10 protein-coding genes are annotated in these 9,998 nt (G+C 74.7%); 6 read left to right on the top strand and 4 right to left on the bottom strand.

Annotated elements, in window-relative coordinates:
• The 3 genes from IE312_RS24160 to IE312_RS24150 all read left to right on the top strand — a co-directional run.
• Positions 1 to 1,228: alpha/beta fold hydrolase (locus tag IE312_RS24160; protein WP_229900377.1), on the top strand; the 1,228-nt coding region annotated here is incomplete at its 5' end.
• A 71-nt stretch (positions 1,229 to 1,299) separates the two neighbouring features.
• A complete protein-coding gene (locus IE312_RS24155) occupies positions 1,300 to 2,043 on the top strand; it encodes a PIG-L deacetylase family protein (protein ID WP_189984419.1) in 744 nt (247 codons plus the stop codon).
• Positions 2,044 to 2,113: 70 nt separating this feature from the next.
• Entirely contained in the window at positions 2,114 to 2,971 is an 858-nt protein-coding gene (locus IE312_RS24150; protein ID WP_189984418.1) for a pentapeptide repeat-containing protein, read from the top strand.
• On the opposite strand, the gene IE312_RS24145 is transcribed toward IE312_RS24150, so the two are convergent.
• Positions 2,933 to 4,477, bottom strand: coding sequence for a cytochrome P450 (locus IE312_RS24145; RefSeq protein ID WP_189984417.1), 1,545 nt, complete (start codon positions 4,475 to 4,477; stop codon positions 2,933 to 2,935). The genes IE312_RS24150 and IE312_RS24145 overlap by 39 nt on opposite strands.
• A gap of 133 nt (positions 4,478 to 4,610) precedes the next feature.
• Here IE312_RS24145 and IE312_RS24140 point away from each other — a divergent pair, with 133 nt between their 5' ends.
• From IE312_RS24140 to IE312_RS24130, 3 genes are all read left to right on the top strand, one after another.
• Complete coding sequence (locus IE312_RS24140; RefSeq protein ID WP_189984416.1) at positions 4,611 to 5,219, top strand: TetR/AcrR family transcriptional regulator; 609 nt, start codon at positions 4,611 to 4,613, stop codon at positions 5,217 to 5,219.
• Between the two features lie 172 nt (positions 5,220 to 5,391).
• Positions 5,392 to 5,865: an RICIN domain-containing protein gene (locus IE312_RS24135; protein ID WP_189984415.1), complete on the top strand. Its 474-nt coding sequence runs from the start codon at positions 5,392 to 5,394 to the stop codon at positions 5,863 to 5,865.
• 106 nt (positions 5,866 to 5,971) lie between these two features.
• Positions 5,972 to 6,697: a DUF2470 domain-containing protein gene (locus IE312_RS24130; protein ID WP_189984414.1), complete on the top strand. Its 726-nt coding sequence runs from the start codon at positions 5,972 to 5,974 to the stop codon at positions 6,695 to 6,697.
• On the opposite strand, the gene IE312_RS24125 is transcribed toward IE312_RS24130, so the two are convergent.
• The 3 genes from IE312_RS24125 to IE312_RS41680 form a co-directional block, all read right to left on the bottom strand.
• The gene (locus IE312_RS24125; RefSeq protein ID WP_189984413.1) at positions 6,665 to 7,900 is read right to left on the bottom strand and encodes a lactonase family protein; all 1,236 of its coding nucleotides are present in this window, start codon (positions 7,898 to 7,900) and stop codon (positions 6,665 to 6,667) included. The genes IE312_RS24130 and IE312_RS24125 overlap by 33 nt on opposite strands.
• A 109-nt stretch (positions 7,901 to 8,009) precedes the next feature.
• Entirely contained in the window at positions 8,010 to 9,137 is a 1,128-nt protein-coding gene (locus IE312_RS24120) for a hypothetical protein (protein ID WP_189984412.1), read from the bottom strand.
• 46 nt (positions 9,138 to 9,183) lie between these two features.
• The coding region (locus tag IE312_RS41680) for a hypothetical protein (RefSeq protein ID WP_229900376.1) at positions 9,184 to 9,998 on the bottom strand (815 nt) is incomplete at its 5' end.

Below are 9,998 nucleotides of genomic sequence, written 5' to 3'. Positions count from 1 at the left end.
CCCGGGCGGCGAGACCGTCGAGCTGTACGCCCGCGAGGCGGTGGCGAGCGACAAGGCCGGGCAGGACCTGCCCTGGCTGGTGTACCTCCAGGGCGGCCCCGGCTTCGGGGCGAATCGTTTCGTCGGACGTCAGGCCTGGCTCGACCGGGCCCTGAAGGAGTACCGCGTCCTGCTGCTCGACCAGCGCGGCACCGGCCGCTCCACGCCCGCCACCCGGCAGACGCTCCCGCTGCGCGGCGGTCCCGCGGCCCAGGCCGAGCACCTCACCCGCTTCCGTGCCGACTCCATCGTCCGCGACTGCGAGGTCATCCGCCCCCGGGTCACCGGTGGCGCCCCGTGGACCGTGCTCGGCCAGAGCTTCGGCGGCTTCTGCACGGTGTCGTACCTCTCCCTCGCCCCCGAGGGCATCGACACCGCGATCATCACCGGCGGCCTGCCCTCCCTGCACGCGCACGCCGACGACGTCTACCGGGCCGCCTACCCGCGCATCGAGCGCAAGGTGACCGCGCACTACGCCCGCTACCCGCAGGACGTGGAGCGGGCCCGTCGGATCGCCGACCACCTCCTCACCCACGACGTGGTCCTCCCGAACGGCTACCGCTTCACCGTCGAGGCCTTCCAGTCCCTCGGCCTGATGCTCGGCACCAGCGACGGCAGCCACCGGCTGCACCACCTGCTGGAGGACGCCTTCGTCCGCACGCCCGCCGGCCCGGAGCTGTCCGACGCGTTCCAGGAACAGGCCCAGTCCCTCCTGTCGTACGCCTCCCACCCCCTGTACGCCCTCGTCCACGAGGCGATCTACGGCCAGGACGCCCGCCCCACCGCCTGGGCCGCCGAACGCGTCCGCGCCGAGTTCCCGCAGTTCGACGCGGCGAAGGCGCTCACCGGGGACGGCCCGGTGCTCTTCACCGGCGAGACCGTCCACCCCTGGATCTTCGACGCCGACCCGGCCCTGCGCCCGCTGCGGGAGACCGCCGAACTGCTCGCCGCCCGCACCGACTGGGGGCCCCTCTACGACCCGGCACGGCTCGCCGCGAACGAGGTCCCGGTCGCCGCGGCCGTGTACCACGACGACATGTACGTCGACACCGCCCACTCCCTCGAGACGGCGGCCGCGATCCGCGGCCTGCGCCCCTGGGTCACCAACGAGTACGAGCACGACGGTCTCCGCGCGGGCGCGCCCCACGTCCTGGACCGCCTGCTGGCGATGGTGCGCGACGAGGTCTGACGCAGTCTGACGCAACGGAGCGCGCCGCAAAAGGAGTTGTCCACCGCACGGAGTGACATAGTCTGCCGCCCATGACGGAGTCCATGATCACCCAGCTCCAGCCCCTCCCCGACGACTGGCAGCGGGCCCTCGCCGTGGTGGCCCACCCCGACGACCTCGAATACGGCTGCTCCGCCGCGGTCGCCGCCTGGACCGACGCCGGCCGGGAGGTCACCTACGTGCTGGCCACCCGCGGTGAGGCGGGCATCGCCACCCTGGACCCCGCCACGTGCGGCCCGCTGCGCGAACGCGAGCAGCGGGCCAGTGCCGCCGTCGTCGGTGTCGGCACCGTGGAGTTCCTGGACCACCGGGACGGCGTGATCGAATACGGCCTCGCGCTGCGCCGTGACATCGCCGCCGCGATCCGCCGCCACCGGCCCGAACTCGTCGTCACCCTCAACCACCGCGACACCTGGGGCGGTGCCGCCTGGAACACCCCCGACCACGTCGCCGTCGGCCGCGCCACCCTGGACGCCGCGGCCGACGCCGGCAACCGCTGGATCTTCCCGGACCTCGCCGAGCAGGGGCTGGAACCGTGGAACGGCGTCCGCCGGGTGGCCGTCGCCGGCTCCAGCAGCCCCACCCACGCCGTCGACGCCACGCCCGGGCTGGAACGGGCGGTGCGCTCGCTGCTCGAGCACCGCAGCTACATCGAGGCGTTGACCGACCTGGATCCCGAGGTCTACGCCCGCGACTTCCTCGCCGAGACCACCACCGCCGCCGGCAAGCGCTTCGGCGGCATACCGGCGGTGGCCTTCGAGGTGTTCGACCGGTGAGGTCCGACCGGTGAGGGAGCCGCGGCCCGCCGCCGCAGGGGCCGGGCGGGCGGTCAGTAAGGTGGATACCATGCCGGATCAGATAGCCGAACCCCCCTCCGACCTGCGCGGTGACTGCGCGCGGTGCTTCGGGCTGTGCTGCGTCGCCCTGCCCTTCGCCCGCTCCGCCGACTTCGCCCTGGACAAGCCCGCGGGCAAGCCCTGCCCGAACCTCCAGAGCGACCACCGCTGCGGCATCCACGCCGGCCTGCGCGGCAAGGGCTTCACCGGCTGCACGGTGTACGACTGCTTCGGCGCCGGCCAGAAGGTCTCGCAGGTCACCTTCGGCGGCCAGGACTGGCGCACCGGACCGAAGGAGCAGGCGCGCCGCATGTTCGACGTGTTCCCGGTCGTCCGGCAGCTGCACGAGCTGCTGTGGTACCTGACCGAGGCACTCGGCCTGTCCGCCGCCCGGCCCGTCCATCCCGAGCTGCGGCAGGCGCTGGAGAAGACCGAGCGGCTCACCCGGGGGACGCCCGAGGAGCTGGCCGCGCTGGACGTGGCCGCGCACCGGCAGGAGGTGAACGTGCTGCTGCTGCGCACCAGCGAACTGGCCCGGGCCGGCGCCGGCGGCAAGGGGAAGGGCAAGGGGAAGGGCAAGGGCAAGGACCGGCGAGGGGCGGACCTCGTCGGTGCCCGGCTCCGGGGCGCGGACCTGCGCGGGGCGAGCCTGCGCGGAGCCTGTCTGATAGCCGCCGACCTCACCGGTGCCGACCTGCGCGACGCGGATCTGATCGGTGCCGACCTGCGGGACGCCGACCTGACCGACGCGGACCTCACCGGTGCGTTCTTCCTCACCCAGCCGCAGGTCAACGCGGCCCGGGGCGGCGCGGGGACGCGGCTGCCGGCCTCAGTCAGCCGACCGGTGCACTGGACAGCGGACCGCTGACAGGGACCGTGCCGGTCCGGCCGGGTCGTGCCGGGGGCCGTCCGCTGCCGTGGGGTGGGCCGGCCGGCGTTCCAGGCGCAGCCGCAGTCCCTCCGGCATCAGGGTCAGGCGTTCGGAGACGGTGAGCCGGTAGCCGGGGTCGGCGTACAGCTCGTAGCGGCGCAGCAGCAGACCGAGGACCAACGTCGCCTCGTGCAGGGCGAACTGACGGCCGATGCAGGCCCGGGCCCCGGTGCCGAACGGTTTGAAGGTGTGCGGCGGCCGGGCGCGCACGGCCGCCGCGGTGAACCGGTCGGGGTCGAACCGGTCGGCGTCCTCGCCCCACACCTCCGGCTCCCGGTGCAGCATCGGCGTCAGCACCAGGGCCCAGGCGCCCGCGCGCATCGGGTGCTCGCCGACGAGGACGGTGTCCTGGCGGGCCTCGCGGGCGAAGGCGGGCGCGGTCGGCCACAGCCGCAGCGACTCGTCCAGCACCCGGCGCACGTAGCGCAGTTTGGCGACCCGGTCGTAGCCGGGCCGCGGGGTGTCGCCCCAGACCTGGTCGACCTCGGCGCGGGCCCGGGCGGCGATCCCGGGGTGCCGGGCGAGGTAGTGCAGGGCGAAGGAGAGGGCGCCCGAGGTGGTCTCGTGGCCCGCCACCAGGAACGTGATCACCTGCTTGCGGACGTTCTCGGCGGACAGTTTCTCCCCGGTCTCCGGGTGCGCGGTCGCCAGCATCCGGTCCAGCAGGTCGCCCTCGCCGCCACCGGACCGGCTCCGGGCGGCGACCAGGGCGTCGACGGTGCGGTCGAGGTACGCCATGTCGGCCGTGTTGCGCCGGGCGGCGCTGCGCAGCAGCAGCGGGGCGAGCGGGCCGGGCACGCTGTTCAGCCGCTGGGCGTATCGGAGGGTGCCGACCATCGCCGTGACGAAGGGGTGCGGGCGGTCCCGCTCGAAGGAGCCGAAGTCGTGCCCGAACCCGGTCCGGGCGATCGTCTCCAGGGTCAGCCGGGTCATGTCACCGGGCACGTCCACCGTGCGTCCGGCCGCCAGCTCGCGGTCCCAGTGGTCGGTCAGCCGTCCGGCGACCGCGAGCATCATGCCGTGGTAGCCCTCCATGGCCTCCCGGCCGAACCCGGGAGCCAGGACGTCGTGCGCCAGCTGCCAGTTGGGCTCGTGGTTGTAGGCGGTGAACAGGCCGTCGCCGGCGACCGGGCGCAGATTGGCGACGCCCAGTCCGACGTGCTTGGCGAACCGGGACTCGTCGGCGAGGTCGGCGACCAGCGGCGCTCCCCACACGAACACGAACTCCTTGCCGAAGGCCCGGCGCCGGAATATCGGGCCCAGCTCGCGTGCGAAGCGCATCGAGTCCTGCACCGGCCGTCTCCGGTCGGCGCCGAGCACATCGCCGAGCAGCGGCAGGCGGTGCGGCGGACGCGGTATGCGGTGCAGCCCGGGCCAGCCCTGTTCGGCGCCCCGGAAGCCCGTCGGCAGCCCGGTCCCCGTGGTCCCCGTCGTCTCCGCCATGACGCGATCCCCCTTGATACAGCGGCTTGATGCAGCGGCCGGTTGACGCAGTGACGCGCGCGTGTTGTACGTGGGTTCAATAGCGGCCCCAGTGTCCGCCCGTTGTTGAACCCGCGTCAAGTAAAGTGACGCCATGCCCGCGAACCAGGGGGAGCGCGCCCGGCGCAGACTCAGCACGGCGGAACGCCGCGAGCAGCTGCTGTTGGTCGGCGCGAGGCTGTTCTCGGAGAGCCCCTACGACGACGTGTGGATCGAGCAGGTCGCCGAGATCGCCGGTGTCTCGCGCGGTCTGCTGTACCACTACTTCCCGACCAAGCGGGAGTTCTTCGCCGCCGTCGTGGAGCGGGAGAGCGCCCGGATGCTGCGCATGACGGCGGCGGTGCCCGGGGTGCCGGTGCGTGAGCAGCTCACGGCCGGCCTCGACACCTACCTCGGGTACGTCGAGGCCCACGCACACGGCTTCCGCGCCTTCCACCGCGCCGACGCGGCCGGCGACCAGGCCGTGCGCCGGGTCTACCAGCGGGCCCTGGCCGCCCAGGAGGAGCAGATCCTGGCCGCGCTCGCCGCCGACCCCGAGTTCGGACCGGTGGTCGAGACCGCTCCCCAGGTGCGCCTCGCGGTGCGCGGCTGGCTCGCCTTCACCACCGCCGTCTGCCTCGAATGGTTGCGCGGGGAGGGGCGGTTCAGCCGGGACCAGGTGCGTGACCTGTGCGCCCGGGCCCTGCTCGGCGTCCTGGCCTAGAGCGTGTCCCATCCTCTCCCACGTGCCGTCGACGGCCCAGCGCCGTCCCCGGACCGGATCGGCCGGCATGGGCGGCTCGATCCGGGGGTTTTTTCCCCATTTTTCAGACACAGGCGGTGGTGTTCGGGGATTGTGTCGACGTACCTCGGAAACCACCGTAAGGAGCCCCCCGGTGCGCCACCCGACCCGGAAAGCCTTCGCCGCCCTCATCACCGCAGCCGGCCTCGCCCTCCCCCTCCTCGCCCCCACGCCCGCCTCGGCTGCCACCGCCACCAGCCGCTTCGCGAACTACCGCTACGGTGACTGCCTGCGCGAAACCTCCGAAACCGGCCTCAAGGGCGACCGCTGCGCCACCGGTCGCGGCAGCCTCCTGTGGCAGTGGAACGGCCGCCTCAACACCAGCACCACTTTCAAGAACAACTTCTGGGGCCGCTGCCTCGACAGCAATGACCGGGGCGACGTCTACCCCCTGCCGTGTAACGGCGGCTCCTACCAGAAGTGGCGCACCGTCCAGCCCGCCGCCCGCAGCGCCGTCATGCTCCAAAGCGTCGGCACGGGCCGCTGCCTCTATCAGCAGGACGACGGCTACTACCGCACTGCCAGCTGCGACCGAGGCGCCCAGAACCAGCGCTTCACCATCGGCTGAACGGATCTCTCGACCGCTGCAGGACCGGACTCCGCTGGTGCGGTGCGGTTGGCGCGCGCCCCGATCTCCGATAGGTTAGGCAAGGCTTACCTAAGGAGGGCTCGGGATGGGTGACACGCAGGACTGGACGGCCGCACCGGGCGCGGCGGAACGGGCACGCTCGGTGCCGGCCGCCGCGTGGTCGTGCGCGGTGACCGCGGACGGAGTGCGCGAGGAGTACGCCGGCGCGCACTCCGTCACCGAGGAGGGCGCGGTCCGCCTGGCGGTGCCCGACGACAGCGCGCTGTTCGGGGCGGTCCTGTGCGCCCCGCGCCAAGAGCCAGCCGCCCTCCTGGAGTTCGCCGACGTGGCGCCGGTACCGGTGCGCCACCGCATCCGCGCCCGGCTCTTCCTCTCCGGCCGGCTCGTCCCGTCCGGGGGCGCCCTCGTCCTCCACCCCGACCGCGTGGTGCTGCGCCGGCCCACCGGGGCCGTGGTGATCGAGCCGGACGAGTTCGCCGCCGCCCGGCCCGACCCCCTGGCCGGCGCCGAGGCCCGGCTGCTCACCCACCTCGCCGACGCCCACCCGGACGCCGTCCAGCGCCTCACCCGCCTGGTGCGGCCCGAGAGCCTGCACGCCGCGATCCGGGTGGTGCCGCTGGCCGTGGACCGGCACGGACTCACGCTGCGCGTCGAACGCACCCGCGCCCACGGCGACGTACGGCTGCCCTTCCACACGCCCGCCGACGACGTCGCCCAGCTCACCGAGCGCGTGCACGCCCTGCTCGCCCAGGCCGCCGCCGCGGGCTGCCCCCGCGCGCTACAGCGGCAGCGCGCAGACGGCGACGGGTGAGGCGAACGGCTCGCCCGCGAGGCGCAGTCGCCCGCGCTCCGGGTCGACGTGGAAGACGGTGACCGTGCCCGAGCGCTGGTTCGCCGCGAACAGCAGCCGGCCGTCGGGCGAGAACGCGATCTGCCGGGGGAAGTCCCCGCCCACCGGCACCGTGCCCAGCAGCCGCAGCCGGGCCCCGTCGTCCTCGACGGCGTACCGGGCGAGGCTGTTGTGGCCCCGGTTGGCGAGGAAGGCGTACCGGCCGTCGGCCGTCACCAGGAACTGGGCCGGATAGTTCGTGCCGCCGTCCGACCCCGTCGGCTGCGGCTCGCCCACCCGCAGCCGGCCGGAGCGCGGATCGTAGGCGCACACGGCGGCGGTGTCGTCCACCTCGTTGGCCAGGTAGGCGTACCGGCCGCCCGGATGGAAGGCCAGGTGGCGCGGCCCCGCGCCGGGCCGGGTCCGCGCCCGGGCCACCTCGGTGAGGGTGCCCGCGACCGGGTCGAGACGGTAGGTGTACACGGTGTCGGTGCCCAGGTCCACGGCGAGGACGTGCCCGCCGTCGGGACTGGTGAGGAACTGGTGCGCGTGCGGGCCCTGCTGACCGGGGCCGGGCGGCGGAGAGGTGTGCGTGACCAGGTCGGTGCGCTCGCCCAGGGCGCCCGAGGCGTCGATCGGGTGCACGGCGACACTGCCCGAACCGTAGGCGGCGCTCAGCAGCCAGCGCCCGCTCGGATGCACCGACAGGTGACAGGGCCCGGCCCCGCCGGTGCTCCGTGTGCCGAGGATCTGCCGGTCCGCGAGGCGTACGGCCGTCACCCCGCCGTCCGGCCGCTCGTCCACCGCGTACAGCGTGCGGCGGTCCGGGTGCACCGCGAGGTACGACGGGTCGGGCACCCCGGCGAGCGTGCCGGACCCGGTGATCCGGCCCGACTCCGGGTCGTACGACGCCAGGCCGATCCCGGTGCCGCCGCCGTCGACGGAGGTGTAGGTGCCCACGTACAGCGGCCGCGGACCGGACGGCCTCCGGGCCGGCAGGGCCGCGTCCGGCGCGCTCCGCGGGTCCCCGGTGTCCGCCGGCGGGGCGGCGGGGGACGGCACCGCCACGACGGCCGCCGTACCGGCCACGGCCCCGACGAACCGGCGTCTGGTCCAGCCGCCGCGCCCGCCGTCCCGCCGGGGCGGGGAGGATCCCCCGTCCGCCGTCCGTGCCTCCGTGTCCATCCCGCACCTCAGGTCGTCGGTCGCCCCGCTGGTGACAGCCACCTTGGCCCGTGGCCGCCGGCGAGAGCAAGTCCGGCGACAGCCCGCGCGCGGGGCGCGACGGCTGTCGTCACCACTCCCCGTCCTCGACCGGCTTGCCCGGCGCGTCCTTCAACGGGGCCACCTGACCGGCGTCCGGCGCCTGCCACGGGTCCAGGTCGGCCCCGAGCCACTCGCCGACCGGCTCGACCCCGCCCAGGGTGTCCGAGGGGGCGAGGTCCTCGGCGTCCGCGTCGTAGTAGTCGTACCAGGGCAGGCCCGCGCGGGTGTACGCCGCCCGGTCGACCGGCGACGGCGGGGGTGCCTCGCCGGTGATCCGCCGCCACTCCGGGGGCGTGACCAGGTGCACGAACACCCGCCCGGCCGGCTCATCGGACCAGTCGCCGAGCGGCCGGTCGTCCCGGTAGACCTCCTGCCGCATCGAGCCGCCGACGCCCAGCCCCATGGCCGCGGCGCGGGGCGGGGCGGCCGCCGGGGGCGGGGGAGCGCCGTAGGCGGCGGCGGGCGGCGGCGAACCGGCGGCCCCGCCCGGCGGCGGTCCGCCCGGGGCCGGCGCCCCCATGGGCAGGGCGGCACCGAAGACGCCGGGCGGACCGTAGCTCCCGGTCGCGCCGAAGACGCCGGGCGGTACCGGGGGCAGGGCCCGCTCGCGCTCCCGCTCCTGGTGCCGCCACTTCGCGAGGGCGTCCTGCGTCAGCGCGAACGCCTGCAGCTGGACCCCGCCCCACACCTCCTCCCCGGTGACCTGCCCCTCCACCGTCGCACCCAGCCCGAGCGGTACGGCCACGAACTGGCGGACCGTGCCCCTGCCGGAGTTGATGCCGTCCAGCCAGGGCTGGCGGGGCAGCACCACGTAGTTCTGCGGGCGCCGGGACAGCCGGCCGCGCCACGGCTCGCCGGACACCGCGCACACCTTGCCCACACCGACCTGGAGCGCGGCCGGCTCCGTCGTACCCGCGAAGCTCAGCCACATCGCCTCGCGCAGGTACACCGGCAGCATCACACCGCCGCGCGCCCGCATCGGCTCCGGCACCCGGTCGGCGTAGTCGGCCACGCGCCGGACCGGGAACTCGCCCAGACCCGGCGGCAGCGGATGCGTGCCGCTCTCCGGCAGCCGCAGGGTGCGCACGAACCGCACCGCCACCCCACCGGGCAGCCGTAGCGTGTTCCCGTCGATCCGGACCCCGCCACTCGTCATCCGCCCGCTCCCTCGCCTCGCGCGCCGGCCCGCCCCGGCGACCTCTTCACCGAGAACGCTCACCGAACCCCGCGCGGTTCCGCCACAGCTCCTCCTGCACGCCGAGGTGGTCGCGCAGCCAGGCCAGCCGGGGCAGCTTGGTGCGCTGCCCGCGCGAGACCCGGTCCAGCTCCTCCAGCAGGCGGCGGGCGCGGTGCTCGGTGTTCAGCTCGTCGATGATCCGGGTCGTCTCGGTCAGGACGGCCCCCAGCAGCTGCCAGTGCGCCCAGTCCTTGCGGATCTCCTCCTGCAGCAGCTCGGCCAGCCGGTCCCGGGTGGCGGCGGCCGTGCGCAGTTCCGCGCTCAGCCGCTCCTCCGCCGACTCGGCGTTCTCGCTCAGATGGGTGGTCACCAGCACCGCGAAGCTCACGATGGCGTCGGCGATCTCCGACAGCAGCTGTTCCACCGTCGCCCCCACCCGGGGCGGGAACAGTTCCTGGGCCCCACGGGCCTTGGCCAGGTCCGTGAACGAGCGGGCCAGCACCCGCAGGACGACCGTGCAGATCTCCAGCGTGTCCAGGCCGGTGCGCAGCACCACCCGGTGCAGCAGCCCCTCCTTGACCCGGGGATTGAGCCGCAGGCTGTCCTCGGCCTGCCGCAGCGCCGCGTCCACCTGGACGATGTCGTGGTCCAGCCGGCGCGCCTCGTGCAGCCGCTCGGCCGCCCGCTCCCAGGGGATGCCGCCCGCGGCCTCCTCACCCATGCGCAGCATCAGCTGGCGCACCCGCCGCGCCATGTCCTCGATCGACCGCCCGGCCTCGTCCACCCACACCGGGGGCGGCAGCAGCAGGTTGCACGCGGTGCCGACGACCGCGCCGATCA

Origin of the sequence: Streptomyces capoamus, assembly GCF_014654935.1 — a bacterium.
Taxonomy (GTDB): Bacteria; Actinomycetota; Actinomycetes; order Streptomycetales; family Streptomycetaceae; genus Streptomyces; species Streptomyces capoamus.
The sequence above is the reverse complement of the archived record's forward strand: the minus strand, read 5'-3'. Positions and strand labels throughout refer to the sequence as shown.